This window comes from Streptomyces sp. NPDC046862 (assembly GCF_040704615.1).
Taxonomy (GTDB): Bacteria; Actinomycetota; Actinomycetes; order Streptomycetales; family Streptomycetaceae; genus Streptomyces.
Genome location: NZ_JBEYXP010000037.1, coordinates 103,646 through 120,285 on the forward strand (window position 1 = coordinate 103,646; position 16,640 = coordinate 120,285).

The following is a 16,640-nucleotide window of genomic DNA, read 5'->3' on the forward strand; positions in this document are numbered from 1 at the left end:
GCACCAGCGGCCGCGCCACCCGCACCATCGGTGGCGTCAGCCGCTACCTCGCGACAGCCGCCCAGACCACCTTGCCGGTGTCCGTCCACCGCACCCCCCACCGGGTGCTGAGTCCGTGCACGACGTGCAAGCCGCGACCGCCGTCGTCGAGGAGTTCGTTGCGGCCCAGCCGCGGTCTGCCGTTGCCGGTGTCGCCGACCTCGCACAGGAACCCGTCACCGGTCCTGATCAGCCGCACCGTGAGGGGTCCCTCGGCGTAGCGGATCGCGTTGGCGACGAGCTCGTCGACCACCAGCAGAACGGTGTCCCGGGTGTCTTCTCTGGTGCGCCATTGCCCGAGCAGCGCGGAGACCAGCGTGCGGGCCCGGGCGGCCGCGTCGCCGCGGGCGGGCAGGCGCCAGGTCGCGGTGTCGCCCTTGCGATAGCCGATCATGCGCGCGAGCAGCAGGGTCACGTCGTCGCGCCGGCGCACGGGCGCCAGAGCGGAGACCACGCACCGTGCGGCCTGCTGCAGGGCATCCCAGGGATGCACCCTGGACACGGCGTCCGTCAGCCTGCCGATGCCGTCGTCGATCGATTCGGCGGGGTCCTCCACCAGGCCGTCGGTGTAGAGGGCGAGCAGCGAGCCCGGGGGCGCGGCGAACGCGTGCACGTCGAACGGCTCCCGCAGCGCGAACTCGGCGCCCAGCCCGGGGTGGGCGCGGAGGGCGACCGGGCCGGCGGGCCCGTCCGGGGGCACCAGGACCGGGGGGAGGTGGCCGGCGCTGGACAGCGCCACGTGGTGGCTGACCGGGTCGTAGACGGCGATGCAGCAGCTCGACCCGAGGGCGCTGTAACCGGCCGCCAGCCCGGACTCCGCGTCGTCCAGCAGCGCCACGGTCTCGTCCAGGTGCTCCAGCACCTCGTCGGGCGCCAGCCCCGCGGACAGCAGCGCGCGGGCCTCCATGCTCAGCTGTCCCATGGTCGCCGCGGCTCCCAGGCCGTGCCCGACGACGTCACCGACCACCAGCGCGGTCCGGCCGTCCGGCAGCGGAAAGCTGTTCGCCCAGTCGCCGCCGACGCCCGCGCTGTCGGGGGTGGCGGGCTCGTAGACACAGGCGGTCTCGATGGTGTCGCCGCCGGTCCGTGGCAGCAGCCGGCGCTGCAACGCCAGCACCTGCGTGTGCTCGCGCTGGTGCTGACGGGCCAGGTCGACGTGGTGAGAGGTCCGGGCCACCAGTTCCTGGAGGTCAAGCAGCTCGCTGTCGGCGAAGGGGCGGTCCGCGCGCCGCCAGACCTCCGCCACGCCCAGAACGACGGGCGGCTCGGCGTCCAGGACCAGCGGTATGCACGCCACTTCCGCCGCCCGGTCACCGGGCACCAGGGCACGTACCAGCCGAGGACTGCCGAGCACCCGCTCGATCGCCTCCCGGTCGGGTATGACGATGGCCTGCGCGGCGTCGTCGCGCCGTATCGCCTGCGACAGCAGACGACTCGCATCGCCGGGAAGATCGTCGCCCGGCGTCACGTAGCCGTCGGGCCACACCCGGTCCGGCACCAGGGCCGCCCGCCGCAGCCGGACGCGCCCCTGCGGCTGCTCGGTGACCACCTCGCCCGTCCACACGGCGAAGTCGAGGTCGATGGCGGCCACATCTCCCCAGGCCAGAAGAGACTCCGCCAGCGACTGCGCGGTCTCGCCGATGTCCAGCGAGGTGCCGATCGCGGTCTCGGCGGCATACAGGTGCAGCCTCCTGGCCATGGCGATCAAGGTGACGGTCAGGCTCTCCGGAGGCGCCGCGGCGGCCAGGATGCTCATCGAGACCACCAGCTCCGACCCGTCGCCGCGCCGCAGACGCTGGACCCGGGCGACGTGCGGCTCACCGGTCTCCAGGACCTGCCGCAACCGCCGTGTGACCGTCGGTACGTCCCCGGGTGGAAGGAGGTCGACGAAAGAGCTCCCGGTGACGGCCTCCACCCCCGCGAAAACCGGGGCGTCCAGATTGCAGCGGGTGATTCTCAGATCCCGGTCCAGGTTGACCGCGCCGAGGATCTGCTCCTGACGGCCGGGTGCCGGGTCGGCGTGGACGCGCCGGCGGGCGGTGCGGTCGCCCTGCGCGTCGGCGGAACCGGCGGCCGCTGCCGCTCCGCGGCGCGGGATGTACCGCCCCAGGGCGCTGCTGACCATGTCGAACGGCGACGAGGAAGAGGACGAGGTGGAGGATCTGGAGTCCATGCGACTCTCTCAGCTCGCTCGCCGACCCCGGCGCGGCGCCAGGGCCGTACTCAGAACCCGGGCGACAGGGTCCCGGGATTCCTGACCGCACACCTCATTCAATAACACCCGGGGCCGCTTCGCCTACGCCAGCGGACGGACGCGGGGCTCGACCCGGCGCGCCGCCGGCCTCGACGCCGGGCCCGGGCCGTCGCGTCAGCCGATCGGCGCCGGCATGGGCCGGACGTCGTAGTGGAGGCGGATCGTGTCCCCGGAGACGGGATCGGCCAGTTCCACGCTCCAGGCGTCGGCGAACTGATCGACGCCGGGGGACATGGGGATCGTGCCGGAGATCAGGACGGTGCCGGGCGTGAGCTCGCCGCGCGAGCGCAGGACGTCGATCCAGTAGGCAGGGGTGAGGAGTTCGGCCAACGTGGCGTGCTGGATCTCCGTCGAGGTGCCGTCATGGGTGACCCAGGCGCGCAGGGTGAGGTCGTCGAGACGGGACTCCACATCGGCCAGGCGCCAGGCGCGGCGGGCGAGGACGTCGGGGCCGGCGTTCTTGCTCCAGGCCACGCCGTGCACCTCCAGGTCGCGGTCGGTGTGGTCGCAGGCGGCGGTCAGCAGCAGCTCGCCGCCTTCCGCCACGACCAGGGCCCATTCCGCCTCGCCGGAGGTGTGCCCGTGCTGCGCGTGGACCCGGTCGGTCTGCTGGGCGAGGTAGGGGGAGACGGGGTAGAGGGCGGGCGTCACGGACGGGCCGGGCACGCCCAGCTCGGCGAGCTCCGCGACGTGTGCGGCGACGTCCTCCTGACTGCGCCCGGCGTACCCGGCGTTGAGGACCTGGACGACGTCGACCTCGCGTGTCGATCCGTCGGGCAGTTCGAAGGTCAGCACGGCCATGGGGGCACTCCCAGAGATCGGGTCCACGAGATCGGGTCCACGGTGAAGTTCTCGCGCAGGGGCTTGCGCATACGACCTGTATACAAGAAGTATGCCGGAAGGTCGATGTCCCCCGATCTCCCCGAGCAAGGATGGGAACCATGCCCGACACCCCGAAGGACGACGTCAGAGCGCTCGATCGGAGCTCCGGCGTCCGCCGGGCCTTCGTCGCGAGCCTGACGGGCACGGCCCTGGAGTGGTACGACTTCGCCGTCTACTCCGCCGCGGCCGCCCTGGTCTTCGGCGACCTGTTCTTCCCCTCGGAGGACCCGCTCACCGGCACGCTTCTGGCGTTCTCCACGTATGCGGTCGGCTATGTGTCGCGCCCGCTGGGCGGGTTCGTCTTCGGTCGCCTCGGTGATGTGATCGGACGCAGGAAGGTGCTGATCGCCACGCTGGTCCTCATCGGCGCGGCCACGTTCCTGATCGGCCTCCTGCCCGCGTACTCGACGGTCGGCGTGGCCGCGCCGATCGCCCTGGTCGTGCTGCGCTTCGCGCAGGGCGTCGGCGTCGGCGGCGAGTGGGGCGGCGCCGTGCTGCTGTCCAGCGAGTTCGGGGACCCACGCCGCCGCGGCTTCTACGCCTCCGCCGCCCAGGTCGGCCCGCCCGCCGGCAACCTGCTGGCCAACGGTGTCCTGGCCGCCCTCGGCGCGCTGCTGACGGAGGCGCAGTTCGAGTCGTGGGGCTGGCGTGTGGCGTTCCTGCTCTCGGGGGTTCTGGTCGCGTTCGGGCTGTGGATCCGGGCGAAGGTCGAGGAGACCCCGGTGTTCAAGGCGATGGAGGCCGAGCACTCCCGGCCGGAGGCGCCCGTCCGCGAGGTGTTCACCACGCAGCCCCGCGCCCTGCTCGCCGCGATCCTCTGTCGTGTCGGCCCCGACGTGCTGTACGCCATGTTCACGGTCTTCGTCCTGACGTACGCCACCGAGGAGCTCGGCATGTCACGCGGCTCCGCCCTCGCGGCCGTGCTCATCGGCTCCTCGATCCAGGTCTTCCTCATGCCGCTGGCCGGTGCCCTCTCCGACCGGATCAACCGCCGTCTGCTGTACGGCGGTGCCGCGGCGGCCGCCGGCGTGTGGCCCTTCGTGTTCTTCCCGATGACCGGCGGCGGCACCTGGCTGCCACTCGCCACCGGAGTCGTCGTCGGTCTCGTGATCCACTGCTGCCTCTACGGACCGCAGGCCGCCTTCATCGCCGAGCAGTTCTCGCCCCGGCTGCGCTACACCGGCTCCTCCCTGGCCTACACCCTGGCCGGAATCATCGGCGGCGCCGTCGCTCCGCTGCTGTTCACCAGCCTGCTGAGCGCCTACGGCAGCTGGGTGCCGCTGGCCGTGTACATCGCCCTCGCCTCGGCCGTCTCCCTCGTCGGCGTCTGTCTGGGGCGCGACCCCGAGGCCGCCGTCGACGAGGACGCCGCCCTCGCCGCGCCCACTGCGGACACCACCCCTACCCGCCTCTGAGGAGGACCGCATCGTGCGGATCGCCCTGAGCCAGCTCACCACCGGCCCCGACCCCGGCAAGAACCTCGTGCTCATCGAGGAATGGACCCGGCGCGCGGCGGACGCCGGAGCCCGTGTCGTCGTCTTCCCGGAGGCGTCGATGGCCTGCTTCGGCACCCCCCTGGCACCGCTCGCCGAGCCCCTCGACGGTCCATGGGCCGACGGCGTACGGCGGATCGCCCGCGCCACCGGCACGGTCGTCGTGGCCGGCATGTTCACCCCTGCTCCCGGGGACCGCGTGGCCAACACCCTGCTCGCGACGGGCCCCGGGGTCGAGGCGTCGTACGACAAGATCCATCTCTACGACGCCTTCGGCTACCGCGAGTCCGACACCGTCGCCGCGGGGTCCGCCCCGACGCTCATCGACGTGGACGGCGTACGGCTGGGCCTGGCCACCTGCTACGACGTCCGGTTCCCGGAGCTGTTCCGGGCGCACGCCGACGCCGGAGCCGCCGCCACACTGCTGGCCGCCTCCTGGGGCGCGGGGCCGGGCAAGCGCGAGCAGTGGGAGCTGCTGGTGCGGGCCCGTGCGCTGGACGCCACCGTGTGGCTCGCCGCCGTCGGCCAGGCGGATCCCGGTACCGGCACGGGCACGGGTACCGGTACGGGTTCCGCCCCGACGGGCATCGGGCACAGTCTCGTCGTCGGCCCCGACGGGACCGTACGGCACGCTCTGGGCGCCGAGCCCGAGCTGCTGCCGGCCGACCTGGACATCGACGAGGTCGCCGCGGTCCGGCGGCGGACCTCCGTACTGGCCAACAGGCGCCCGGAGGTGTGGCGATGAGCAAGCCCGAGCTGGAGTTCCACCTCCCCGACGGACCGTGGCGGCCCCCGGCCGGCGCCGGCCCGGGCGTCGAGGAGCGCGTCCTGGCCGACGACCCCGAGCGCGGATCCCGTACGGCGCTCGTCCGCTGGGCGCCGGGCACCGACACCTCGGCGCACGGCGTGGCACGCCACGACTTCTGGGAGGAGGTCTACCTCGTCGAGGGCGCGCTGCACGACCTGACACTCGGCCGGACCTTCACCGCGGGCATGTACGCCTGCCGCCCGCCCGGGATGCCGCACGGCCCCTGGACCTCCCGGGACGGCGTCACCATGCTGGTGATCACCTATCCGGAACCCGACATCCGCTAGCCCGCGAGCAGCACCTTGAGCGTCGACTCCAGATGGTGGTCGATGGCGGCGCACGCGGCCCGTGCGTCGCCGGCCTCCAGGGCGTCCAGGATGGCCTCGTGTTCCTCCAGTACCGCTTCCTGACGTCCCTGCTGGTTGAAGAGGGCGACGACTCCGGTACGGACCTGGCGGCTGCGCAGGCCGTCGTAGTGCCGGTCGAGGAGGGCGTTGCCGACGGCGGACACCAGGGCCGAATGGAAGCGGTGGTCCACGGCGATGAACTCCCGGGCCTGGTCGGCGCCGGTGAGCTCGCGCTGCCGGTCCAGCAGGGATCGCAGCCCCGCCACCGGCGCCGCTCCCCCGGAGACGAGTTGCTGGGCGGCGTATCGCTCGACGATGCCCCGCAGCTCCATGAGCTCGCGGATCTCCCGTCCCGTCAGGGGGGACACCCGGGCGCCCCGCTTGGGCACCAGCTCGACCAGGTCCTCGGCCGCGAGCTGCAGCAGCGCTTCCCTGACGGGCGTGCGGGAGACCCCGATACGGTCCGCGAGCTCCTGCTCCGAGAGGAAGGTGCCCTGCATCCCGGGATCCGTCAGCACGATGTCCTTGAGATACGCGTACGCCTTCTCCCGACCGGACGTCACGGCAGCCCCCAGCTTTCGCATACAGCTTGTATACGGACGCTACCACGCGCCTTCAGGCCCCGAATTGCTCTGTCCCAGGCCTTGACTCGCTGGACGGAGAGGAGCAGTCTCCAGTAATACGCATTAGGTAATACGCATTAACAGGAGAGAGGTCACCGTGGAACCCAGGAAGCGCCCCGGCCGTACGCCCGCTCCGGCCGGACGTACGTCACGGCCCCGGCAGGCCGAGGTGGCCCGGCTCGCGGGGGTGTCGCAGGCGACCGTGTCCCTGGTGCTCTCCCCGAAGCCCGACGGCAAGGGACCCGTCATCTCCGACGAGACCCGCCGCCGGGTCCTGGAGGCGGCCCGCAGCCTCGGCTACGTGCCCGACCCGGCCGCCCGGCGGCTGGCCGCCGCCCGCAACAACCTCCTCGGCGTCTTCAGCTTCACCGCCACGTTCCCCACCGATGTGCAGCACTCGTACTACTCCTTCCTGGTCGGCGTGGAGCGCGAGGCGGCGGCGCTCGGCTACGACCTGGTGCTGTTCACCGGGTCGAGCACCGGCGGCGCGGGGGCCGAGGGGCCCGACGCCCTGAGCCGGGTCCGGCTCGCCGACGGCTGTCTCTTCATCGGCCGGCACACGCCCCGGGCGGAGCTCAAGCGGCTGGTCGACGACGGCTTCCCGGTCGTGCACCTGGGCCGCCGCGAGGAGTTGGAGGGCGTGGCATGGGTGGGCGCGGACTATGTCGAGGCCACCCGTGACGTCGTGGGCCGACTGGCCGGGTTGGGTCATCGGCGGATCGTTCTCGTCCGTGAGGACGACGACGCGCCCGCCTCGGCGGACCGTCAGCGCGGCTTCCTGGAAGGGCTGGAAGCGGCGGGCCTGCCCTCCGGGCCCACGAGCGTCTTCCGGTCCGCGGATCCGCAGCGCGATCTCACGCCCGAGCGGCTGCGCGCCTGGGCCGACGACGGGGTGACGGCCTTCGTCGCGGAGGAGACCGACACCGGGGCGGCCTGGCGGGGCCTGCTCTCCGCCGTGCGTGCGGCGGGCCTCGACTGTCCTGAGGACGTGTCCCTCGCCCTGCTCGGCAGCCCGCCCGCCGATCTGGCGGACGAGCCCGTACCGACCGGATTCGACATCCCCCGGCCCCAGTTGGGCGCCGCGGCCGTGCGTCTGCTGGCCGCGCTCGTCGCGGGCGAGGAGACGCGCGAGCCACTCGTCAGCTGCGTCTTCCGCCCGGGGCCGACGACCGGGCCGGCGCGCCCCCGTCACTGAGCACGGTCCATGGAGACCGGTCCATGGGGGCCTCACCCACCCGCGCATCCGACCCAGCAGCAAGGAGAAGCGTGATACCTGAAGCAGACATCCTCGTCGTGGGCGGCGGCCTCGGTGGCGTGGCCGCCGCACTCGCCGCCTGCAGGGCGGGACGCAGCGTCGTGCTCACCGAGGAGACGGACTGGATCGGCGGCCAGCTCACCAGCCAGGCCGTGCCGCCCGACGAGCACCCGTGGGTGGAGCAGTTCGGCACGACCGCCTCGTACCGGCGGCTGCGCGAGGAGATCCGGCGGTACTACCGGCTCTGGTACCCACTGCGGGCCGAGGCCTTGGCACTCACCGACCTCAACCCCGGGGCGGGCCGCGTCAGCAAGCTCTGCCACGAGCCGAGGGTCGCCCTCACCGTCCTGGAGGGCATGCTCGCGCCCCACCGTGCGGCGGGCCGACTGACGTTACTCACCGAGCACCGGCCGGTCTCCGCCGAGTCCGACAACGATGTCGTACGGTCGGTGACCCTGAAGGACCTGCGGGACGGTACGCGTCGCACCCTCACCGCGCGCTACGTCCTGGACGCCACCGAGACCGGCGAACTCCTTCACCTCGCGGGCGTCGAGCACGCGAACGGGGCCGAGGCGCGCGCCGAGTTCGACGAGCCGCACGCCCCGGACGAGGCACAGCCTCACAACCAGCAGGGCATCACCGTGTGCTTCGCGCTCTCCCACCACGAGGGCGAGGACCACACGATCGACCGCCCGGACGACTACGGCTTCTGGCGCGGCTACCGGCCCTCGTTCTGGCCCGGTCCGCTGCTCGGCTTCGAGGCACCCGACCCGCGCACGCTTCAGCCGGTGGCGCGGACCTTCGTACCGAACCCCGATCTCGACCCGCTCAGCGTGTCCGCCGACCAGAGCGCCGACGCCGGCGACAAGGAGCTGTGGGGCTTCCGCCGTGTCCTGGCACGCAAGCTGCACAAACCGGGTGCCTTCGACTCCGACATCACCCTCGTCAACTGGCCGCTCAACGACTACTGGCTCAAGCCGTACATCGGCCAGGAGGCCGAAGCGCTGCGCGAGGCACGGCAGTTGTCGCTGTCCCTGCTGTACTGGCTGCAGACCGAGGCACCGCGCCCGGACGGCGGCACCGGCTTCCCGGGCCTCAGGATCCGCCCGGACGTGACGGGCACGACGGACGGCCTGGCCAAGGCGGCGTACGTCCGCGAGTCCCGCCGTATCAAGGCCGTCACCACGGTCACCGAGCACGACGTGGCGATCGACATCGTCGGCCCGTACGGCGGCACCCGGCACCGGGACTCCGTCGGCGTGGGCGGGTACCGCATCGACCTGCATCCCTCGACCGGGGGCGACAACTACGTCGACATCGGCTCGGTGCCCTTCGAGATCCCCCTCGGGGCGCTGGTGCCGCGCCGGGTCCGCAACCTGCTGCCCGCGGGCAAGAACACCGGCACGACCCACATCACCAACGGCTGCTACCGGCTCCACCCGGTGGAGTGGAACGTCGGCGAGGTCGCCGGCGCCCTCGCCGCCCATTGTCTGGCCGAGGACGTCGAGCCGCGCCAGGTGCAGGCCGAGGACAAGCGGTTCGAGGAGTTCGCGCGGCTGCTCGACCGCGACGGAGTGCAGCGCCACTGGCCGGACGTACGCGGCTACTGAACACCACCTGTACGGAGCGAACCGATCCAGCACAAGGAGGTGCTTGGACATGCGCACACCCCGCATCCGCGTCGGCATCGACGTGGGCGGAACCTTCACCGACGCCGTGGCCGTGGACGCCACGACCCTCGAACTCCTGGGGCAGGTCAAGGTCCCCACCAGCCACCATCACGAGGACGGCGTCGCCCACGGCATCGTCGAGGCGCTCGACCGGCTCCTGGAGCAGACCGGCCGCGCCCCTGCCGACGTCGCCTTCCTGGCGCACGGCACGACCCAGGCCACCAACGCCCTCCTGGAGGGCGACGTGGCGACCGTCGGGCTGATCGGCATCGGGTCCGGCCCCTCAGCGGTGTTCACCCGCCGCCTCGCATCCTTCGGCAAGCTCGAACTCGCCCCCGGCAAAAGGCTTCCGCTGGCCTACGCGCATGTCGCCGACCCGGACGACACGGCGGCCGTCCGCCGCGCCGTCGAGCAGGTGAAGGACGAGGGCGCCCAAGTCCTCGTCGCCAGCCAGCCGTTCAGCGTCGACCGGCCCGAGGGCGAGCGGGCCGTCCTGGACGCGGCACGGCCGTACGGACTGCCGATGACCGCCGCGCACGAGATCACCTCGCTGTACGGGCTGCACAAGCGGACCCGCACCGCCGTGGTCAACGCGGCGATCCTGCCCCGCATGCTGGCCACCGCCGACCTCGTCGACCGCTCCATCACCAAGGCGGGCGTGACCGCGCCGCTGATGGTGATGCGCTGCGACGGCGGGGTGATGGCCCTCGACGAGATGCGCCGCAGGCCGCTCCTGACGGTTCTGTCGGGGCCGGCCGCCGGAGTCGCGGGCGCGCTGATGCGGGAGCGCGTGAGCGAGGGTGTCTTCCTGGAGACGGGTGGGACTTCTACCGACATCAGCGTCGTACGGCGCGGCAAGGTCGCCGTCCGGCACGCCACCGTCCTCGGCAGGACCTCGTACCTGAACGCCCTCGACGTACGCACGGTCGGCGTCGGCGGCGGTTCCATGGTGCGGATCGGCCGGTCCGGCGAAGGCCGGGTGACCGGCGTGGGACCGCGCAGCGCCCACATCGCGGGGCTGCCGTACGCCTGCTTCGCCTCCCCCGGGCAACTGCGCGACGCCACGGTGGACACCGTCCGGCCCCTGGACGGCGACCCCGCCGACTACGCCGTGATCGACGCGGCGGGCGGACGGTTCGCGATCACCGTGACCTGCGCCGCCAACGCCCTCGGCCGCGTCCCCGAGGGCGACTTCGCCCGCTGCGACCCGGAGACCGCACGCGCCGCGATCGCGCCCCTGGCCGCCGTGCTCGGCACCGACGTCACGACCGCGGCCACACGGATCCTCGACGCGGGCGTCGCCCAGGTGAGGACGGTGGTGGACGCGATGATCCGCGACTACCGCCTCGACAAGGACACCGCCGTCCTCGTCGGCGGAGGCGGAGGCGCCGCGTCCGTCACCCCGCACCTCGCCCGCACCAGCGGCATGGAGGGCCGGATCGCCCGCCACAACGAGGTCATCAGCCCCATCGGCGTCGCCCTCGCACTCGTACGGGAACAGGTCGAGCGGATCGTGCCCGGCGCCTCGCAGGAGCAGATCCTCGCCGTCCGCGCCGAGGCGGAGCGGGCGGTCGTCGCCCAGGGCGCCGCCGCCGACGGCGTCGAGGTCGAAGTCACCGTCGACCCGCAGACCAGCACCGTACGCGCGGTCGCGACCGGCGCCACCGAACTGCGCACCCAGGACCGGTCCCACCGCGCCGACGACACCGAACGGCTCCGTGCCGCGGCCGTCAGTCTCAAGACGGACCCCGCGGCGGTCCACGTCCTCGCGGGCACCGCCGCCCACACCGTCTACGGCACGCACGTGCGCCGCCGCCTGCGGCAGACCCGACAGCCCGTACGGATCGTCGACATGGACGGCGTCGTACGCCACCACGCCGCCGACGCCCGCGTGGAGAGCACGACCGTGGCCGGTGCCCCGGAGGTGCTAGCCCGGCTGGTGGGCGAGTCCACCTCGTACGGCGACGGCGGGGTACGCGCTCCCGCCCTGCGGCTGCTGCTCGGCTCCCGCATCGCCGATCTGTCCGGCGTCCTCGATCCGCAGCCCCTGCTGGCGCTGGCCCGCAGCGAGTTGCGGACCCGCGCGGCCGACGAGCCGGTGGTCGCGGTGCTGGAGGTGCGGTCGTGACGGCCACCGAACTTGCCTACAGCGAGGGGGAGTTGCCGGATCCAGCGTCCGTCGACGACATCGAATGGGCCGTCCGGCTGCTGGCCGCCACGCCCACCCACGAGGGGCGCGACCGCGAGCTGCTGCGTCAATGGGCGTGCAGAGCCGCTGAGTTCGGATCCCGGCTCGGAACCGGGCTCGCCCCCGTCCCGTCCACCGCGCGCGTGGTCGAACGGGACGGCGGCCTGGAGCGGATGCTGCTCGCCCGCTACACGTCACGGCCCCCGACGGTCGAGCTCTACACCGACACGCTCACGCTCGCCGAGGAGTTGGTCGACGCCCGCGGCTGGCGTGCCTGGTATCCGCCGGGCTCGGTGCGCGCGGCCGCGCTCGCCCACGAGGCCGTGCACGCCCACCTCCACCACGGCCCCGCGAAGGCCGCGCTCAAGCAGGCACTCGGCCACACCGTGCTGCGCCTCGGACGCCACCGCGTGGCCGGCCATGTCGCCGGTGCCGAAGAGGTCGCCGCCCACGCCTACGCGCGCACCGTCTGCGGGCTCGGCCGCAGCCCCCTGCTCCTCACCGCCGCTCTTCGCGCGGCACTCACCCGGCCCGGGACCCGGCCCGGAAGGGAGAACTGACCCATGGGTGTCGTCATCCTCCTCGTCATGGCCGCCGGCGTCGGCCTGATGCTCACCCGCAGACTCCCCACCGCCTTCGCGCTGGTGCTGCTCGCCGTCGTCATCGCCTTCCTCGCCGGGGCGCCGCTCACCGGCGAGAACAGCGTGCTGGACACCGTCCTCCAGGAAGGCGCACCGGCCCTGGCCGCCACCATGATCGCGATCATTCTGGGCTCCTGGCTGGGCAAGCTCCTCGACGAGACCGGTATCGCGGGCACGCTCGTCCGCAAGATCGTCGAGTTCGGCGGTGACCGCCCGACCGTGGTGGCCCTGGGCGTCCTCGCCGTGTCCGCCCTCGTCGGAACGGTGACCGGATCGGCGCCCGCCGCCATGCTCGCGGGCATCATCGGCATCCCCGCCATGATCGCCGTCGGCGTGCCCAAGGTGACCGCCGCGGGCACGGTGCTGATGGGCATCGCCGTGGGCATCCCCTTCGAGCTGCCGGTGTGGCAGTTCTTCTCCACCGCGCTGGATCTGCCGATCCCGACCGTGCGCGGCTTCATGGTGAAGCTGTTCCCGTTCGCCCTGGTCGCCGCCCTCGGGTTCGTGCTCGTCGAGACGCGGCGGCGGGGCACCGAGCACGCCTGGTCGCTCAAGTCCCTCGACTCCCCTGATGTCAGGCCGCGTTCGCGCCGTGTCGAGCTGGGCGACGCGCCCTGGTACGCGCTGCTCTCCCCCGCCGTCCCGCTCGTCCTCGCCCTGGGCCTCGAACTCGCCATCATCCCCTCGCTGTTGGCGGGCGTCCTGTACGCGCTGGTCACCACGACCCGGCCCGGCGAGATGAACAAGCGGCTGCTGCGCACCCTGTACGGCGGCTTCGAGGTGGCCGCCCCGCCCATCGCCCTGTTCGTCGCCATCGGCATCCTGCTCGCGGCCGTGAAACTGCCCGGCGCCGTGGACGCGCTCGAACCGCTCGTCAAGGCGGTCAGTCCGCAGAACCCCGTGCTGTTCGTCCTCGTCTTCACCCTCCTCGTCCCGCTGTGCCTCTACCGCGGTCCTCTCAACGTGTTCGGGCTCGGCGCGGGCATCGCCGGCGTCCTCATCGCCACCGGCATCTACCCCGCGGCCGTCGTCCTCGGCATGACCACCTCGTACAACCAGGTCTTCGGCGTCGCCGACCCCACCAGCACCCAGACCGTGTGGAGCGCCCAGTACGCGGGCGTCACTCCCCAACAGGTCATGGTGCGCACCCTGCCGTACGTCTGGGCGGTCGCCCTCGGCGGCCTGTGCGTCACCGCCGCGACCCATCTCTGACCCGCAGCCCCCGTTGTCATTGGAGCCCACCATGCACGAGCACCACCTCGACCGGCGTCTCTTCCTCCGGGCCGGCGCCGCCACCGGAGCCGCTCTCACCGTCGGGACGGCCGTGGGCGCCCAGCCCGCGGCCGCGGCGCCCGGCGGATTCCCCGACTACAAGTACGTCCGCACCCTGCTGACGGCGTCCCAGCTGAGGTACAACCCCACCGGCGAGATCATCTTCCCCTGCGTCCGAGGCGTCTACGACAAGCTGAGCTCCCCCCTCGGCCGCTACTACCTCTACTACGCGCCGCACGACGCGCCCGGCGGCATCTGCCTGGCCTACGGCAACTCGCTGGAGGGGCCGTTCACGGAGTACCCGGCGAACCCGATCGTCTCCAACAAGTGGTCACCGCACTACTCCGTCAGCCATGTCTCGTCGCCCCACGTGCTGTGGAACCAGGACGCCAAGGAGTTCTGGCTGTACTTCCACGGAGAGAACACCACGACCCGCCTCGCCCGCTCGGCCGACGGGATCCACTTCACGTACGACAAGGTCGTGCTGTCGACGTCCATGCTCCCGGCGGGCACCACGGAGACGTCGTACGCCCGGGTCTTCCGCCACGACCTGCCCTCGCGCGGCGCCCGCTACGTGATGGTCTTCATGCTCAACAACACCACCGACCACCGTGACATCCACTGGGGTTGGTCCGCCGACGGCCGCACGTGGACCTACGACCAGAAGCCGCTGATCCGGCACGGCGACGTCGGCGCCGTCAACGTCGGCGGTCCGCACCTCCTCCACCGGAACAACAGCACCTACGTCGTCTACAACAAGGACAAGTCGAGCGGCGGCGACATCATGATCACCGAAGTCGGCGACGACTTCGGCAAGCGCGTCCACCTCGGCGTCTTCTACAACTCGCGCGGCGCGGCTCCGGAGAACGGGCGCGCCGCGGCGCCTGCCTTCGGTACCGACGGCGGCGTCCCGTACATGATCTACGAGGCGGGAGAGAGGCTCGCGGGGGCCATCGCGGTGGCCCGGGGCTGACCCGGGCAGCGTGCGGAGCCACAGCCGACGCGTTGCTGTGTCACGGCTGTGCCACGGCGGTGTCCTGAAGGGAAGACGGGCGTGACCTGCGAGGTCTCGTGTCCCTCATAGTGATCACAGAGCGGGAGACCGGCGGAGAACACCGCCGGCTCCCCACTACCCCACCTCGGAAGGACCCTCCTGTGTTGAACCGCCACCTGCGCAAGGCCGTCGTCGCCACCGCCGCTGTCACCGCCGGGCTGCTGATGACGGCGTGCCAGAGCGGCACCGACGACAATTCGTCCGGCAAGGGCGGATCGGACGCGGCTGCGGTCGCGGAGAAGGTGTCGGGCTCCAAGAGCTCGAAGGGTGTCAGCGGTTCCTTCAAGAACGGCAAGGTCACGTATCTCGCTCCGGGCAAGTACATCGTGTCCGTGCCGGGCAAGGACGACCAGCAGTTCCTGGTGGCCGACGACACCGAGGTCTACGGCGTCGGCACGATATGCGGCGAGGCGGGGTCCAAGGTGGACGCGCCGTGCACGCTGGACCAGTTGGAGGCGGCCGCCAAGAAGGGCGCCGTGAACGCCGACGTGGAGATGAAGAACGGCATCGCGACCCTGGTGACCGAACGGCGTGCCGCCCAGCAGGGTTCCGGCTCGGGCTCCGGCTCCGGCTCCGGCTCCACCGGTGGTTCCGGTTCGGGCTCCGGCGAGACCGCCGTCGACGGCATCAACAAGGGCGAGGGCGTCAACGGAACCTGGTTCGGCAACGTCTCCTACCTGGCGCCGGGCAAGTACACGGTGTCCGACATGAAGGGCGTCGAGCAGCAGTTCTTCATCGCCGAGGACACCAAGATCGTGGGCTACGACGACATCTGCGAGGCCGTGAACACGGGTCCGGGCGGCGAGGGCGGCACCGAGTGCACCGAGGCCGACCTCGAGAAGGCGGCCAAGAAGGGCTTCAGCGCCGAGGTCGTGATCAGCAACGGCATCGCGACCTCCATCCGCGACGACCACTGAGCAGCAGTCGTACGTCACCTTCTCGGCCGTGAACGGCCGAGCTTGTTGGCTCGGTCGTTCACACCTCGTCGCGCTCCTGACTGCCCCCTACGGCAGGACGGTCACGGGTCGCATCTCCCTCTCCGGTCAGGCCGGGTGTGGGACGGGCATGGTGACGAATGCCCACGCCGAGCGTGCGCGGTCGCGCACGTTGACCCCGGCGACGACGTCGGCGGGGCGTGGGGGCACCTCCCGCTCGAGCGAAGCCGAGAGTGGGGGAGAGCCCGCACCGACGACAGCGGAAATGGTCCCGGTCGGGCCGGTTGGCCCGCTCGGTGTGCCCGCAGCGCGGACAGCGCTGCGAGGTATAGGACGCGTCCACCTCCATAAACGGCACCCCGGCCTTGCGAGCCTTGTAGGCGAGGTGCTGGCCGAGCTGGTGGAAGGGCCAGGAGGAGAGGGTGCCCCGCTGGTCGCCGCGTAGCCGTACCCGCTCGCGGATCCCGCCGAGTGCCTCGACGGCGATGCCGCGACCGGTGCTCCCCCACTGCCTTAAGGGCGTGGGAGGTACCCCCAGGCAACGGACACGATCTCCTTGCTGATGACGTGGTTCACATGGGTGGCATGGCGGCGTTCCTTCTGTGCGCGGCGGGCGAGGCGGCGGGTGGCCGAGCGGGTCTGCTTGGCCTGGAGTTCGGCGCGTTTGCGGGCCTGCCAGCGCCGGTAGCGGGACAGGCGGCGGCCCTGGTGGTTGGTACCGTCGGAGGTGGTGGCCAGGTTCACGATGCCCCGGTCGACCCCGATCCAGTCGGCAGGCTCATACACCTCCGGATCGGGGATCTCGCAGGTGGCGATCAGGAACCACTTCCCGCCGCGCTGGACGAGATCGCTCTCACCCTTGCGGTACTGCACGAGGGTCTTGAGCTGGTCGGGGGAGCAGGTGAAGCGGATGCCCTTCATCCGCCCGTCGACGGTCCAGACGGAGACGGTCCGGGCGTCGTACTGCCACGACAGGCAGCGGTCGTCGAACGGCTGGGCCGCCTGCGGACGGAACGCGATCGGGGTGCCGACCGCCCTGCGGTGCCGCTTGGAGGTGGGCGGGCCCAGGTTTCCGGCCTGAAGATTGGCTTTCAGGGTGGCGTAGGCGTCGACGACCTTCTTCACCGCCCGCACCGCAGGCTGCGCGGACAGCCCGAACGTGGCTTTCAGGTCCGTGTA

Annotated in this window: 15 protein-coding genes; 10 read left to right on the forward strand and 5 right to left on the reverse strand. The window is 72.0% G+C overall.

The annotated features are described in order from the left end of the window. Positions 1-43: 43 nt before the first annotated feature. The gene (locus AB0959_RS34040) at positions 44-2,212 is read right to left on the reverse strand and encodes a SpoIIE family protein phosphatase (RefSeq protein WP_366830568.1); all 2,169 of its coding nucleotides are present in this window, start codon (positions 2,210-2,212) and stop codon (positions 44-46) included. A gap of 195 nt (positions 2,213-2,407) precedes the next feature. Beyond that, positions 2,408-3,094 (reverse strand): DUF2848 domain-containing protein, encoded by a 687-nt coding sequence (locus AB0959_RS34045; RefSeq protein WP_366830569.1) that lies wholly within the window; start codon positions 3,092-3,094, stop codon positions 2,408-2,410. A 140-nt stretch (positions 3,095-3,234) separates the two neighbouring features. Here AB0959_RS34045 and AB0959_RS34050 point away from each other — a divergent pair, with 140 nt between their 5' ends. Genes AB0959_RS34050 through AB0959_RS34060 form a run of 3 tightly spaced genes read left to right on the forward strand, consistent with a single transcriptional unit; the run spans position 3,235 to position 5,763 of the window. Next, positions 3,235-4,590, forward strand: coding sequence for an MFS transporter (locus AB0959_RS34050; RefSeq protein WP_366830570.1), 1,356 nt, complete (start codon positions 3,235-3,237; stop codon positions 4,588-4,590). A 13-nt stretch (positions 4,591-4,603) separates the two neighbouring features. After that, complete coding sequence (locus AB0959_RS34055; RefSeq protein ID WP_366830571.1) at positions 4,604-5,413, forward strand: carbon-nitrogen hydrolase family protein; 810 nt, start codon at positions 4,604-4,606, stop codon at positions 5,411-5,413. Continuing rightward, positions 5,410-5,763, forward strand: a complete 354-nt coding sequence (locus AB0959_RS34060; RefSeq protein ID WP_366830572.1) for a cupin domain-containing protein — start codon at positions 5,410-5,412, stop codon at positions 5,761-5,763. The genes AB0959_RS34055 and AB0959_RS34060 overlap by 4 nt, the downstream gene beginning before the upstream one ends. On the opposite strand, the gene AB0959_RS34065 is transcribed toward AB0959_RS34060, so the two are convergent. Beyond that, positions 5,760-6,407, reverse strand: coding sequence for a GntR family transcriptional regulator (locus tag AB0959_RS34065; RefSeq protein WP_366830573.1), 648 nt, complete (start codon positions 6,405-6,407; stop codon positions 5,760-5,762). The genes AB0959_RS34060 and AB0959_RS34065 overlap by 4 nt on opposite strands. 136 nt (positions 6,408-6,543) lie before the next feature. Between AB0959_RS34065 and AB0959_RS34070 the strand changes: the two genes are divergently transcribed. The 7 genes from AB0959_RS34070 to AB0959_RS34100 all read left to right on the forward strand — a co-directional run bounded on the left by AB0959_RS34070 (position 6,544) and on the right by AB0959_RS34100 (position 15,443). Continuing rightward, on the forward strand, positions 6,544-7,641 hold the full coding sequence (locus AB0959_RS34070) for a LacI family DNA-binding transcriptional regulator (RefSeq protein WP_366830574.1): 1,098 nt from the start codon (positions 6,544-6,546) through the stop codon (positions 7,639-7,641). Between the two features lie 71 nt (positions 7,642-7,712). Beyond that, the gene (locus tag AB0959_RS34075; RefSeq protein ID WP_366830575.1) at positions 7,713-9,311 is read left to right on the forward strand and encodes an FAD-dependent oxidoreductase; all 1,599 of its coding nucleotides are present in this window, start codon (positions 7,713-7,715) and stop codon (positions 9,309-9,311) included. 49 nt (positions 9,312-9,360) lie between these two features. Continuing rightward, positions 9,361-11,499 (forward strand): hydantoinase/oxoprolinase family protein, encoded by a 2,139-nt coding sequence (locus tag AB0959_RS34080; RefSeq protein WP_366830576.1) that lies wholly within the window; start codon positions 9,361-9,363, stop codon positions 11,497-11,499. Next, positions 11,496-12,119, forward strand: coding sequence for a hypothetical protein (locus AB0959_RS34085; protein ID WP_366830577.1), 624 nt, complete (start codon positions 11,496-11,498; stop codon positions 12,117-12,119). Before AB0959_RS34080 ends, AB0959_RS34085 begins: the two co-directional genes overlap by 4 nt. A 3-nt stretch (positions 12,120-12,122) precedes the next feature. Beyond that, complete coding sequence (locus AB0959_RS34090; RefSeq protein ID WP_366830578.1) at positions 12,123-13,412, forward strand: transporter; 1,290 nt, start codon at positions 12,123-12,125, stop codon at positions 13,410-13,412. A gap of 31 nt (positions 13,413-13,443) precedes the next feature. Then, positions 13,444-14,445: a hypothetical protein gene (locus AB0959_RS34095; protein WP_366830579.1), complete on the forward strand. Its 1,002-nt coding sequence runs from the start codon at positions 13,444-13,446 to the stop codon at positions 14,443-14,445. Between the two features lie 182 nt (positions 14,446-14,627). Then, complete coding sequence (locus AB0959_RS34100) at positions 14,628-15,443, forward strand: hypothetical protein (protein WP_366830580.1); 816 nt, start codon at positions 14,628-14,630, stop codon at positions 15,441-15,443. Between the two features lie 58 nt (positions 15,444-15,501). Here AB0959_RS34100 and AB0959_RS34105 read toward each other — a convergent pair whose 3' ends face one another. Further along, a complete protein-coding gene (locus AB0959_RS34105) occupies positions 15,502-15,999 on the reverse strand; it encodes a transposase (protein ID WP_366830585.1) in 498 nt (165 codons plus the stop codon). Next, positions 15,975-16,640, reverse strand: a 666-nt coding sequence (locus AB0959_RS34110) for a transposase (RefSeq protein WP_366830581.1), incomplete at its 5' end; no start/stop codon positions are given. The genes AB0959_RS34110 and AB0959_RS34105, both read right to left, overlap by 25 nt.

Bases quoted from the DNA above. Each gene is read 5' to 3' on its own strand.
- AB0959_RS34040 (WP_366830568.1), bottom strand. From the start codon at position 2,212: ATGGACTCCAGATCCTCCACCTCGTCCTCTTCCTCGTCGCCGTTCGAC.
- AB0959_RS34045 (WP_366830569.1), bottom strand. From the start codon at position 3,094: ATGGCCGTGCTGACCTTCGAACTGCCCGACGGATCGACACGCGAGGTC.
- AB0959_RS34050 (WP_366830570.1), top strand. From the start codon at position 3,235: ATGCCCGACACCCCGAAGGACGACGTCAGAGCGCTCGATCGGAGCTCC.
- AB0959_RS34060 (WP_366830572.1), top strand. From the start codon at position 5,410: ATGAGCAAGCCCGAGCTGGAGTTCCACCTCCCCGACGGACCGTGGCGG.
- AB0959_RS34065 (WP_366830573.1), bottom strand. From the start codon at position 6,407: ATGCGAAAGCTGGGGGCTGCCGTGACGTCCGGTCGGGAGAAGGCGTAC.
- AB0959_RS34080 (WP_366830576.1), top strand. From the start codon at position 9,361: ATGCGCACACCCCGCATCCGCGTCGGCATCGACGTGGGCGGAACCTTC.
- AB0959_RS34090 (WP_366830578.1), top strand. From the start codon at position 12,123: ATGGGTGTCGTCATCCTCCTCGTCATGGCCGCCGGCGTCGGCCTGATG.
- AB0959_RS34095 (WP_366830579.1), top strand. From the start codon at position 13,444: ATGCACGAGCACCACCTCGACCGGCGTCTCTTCCTCCGGGCCGGCGCC.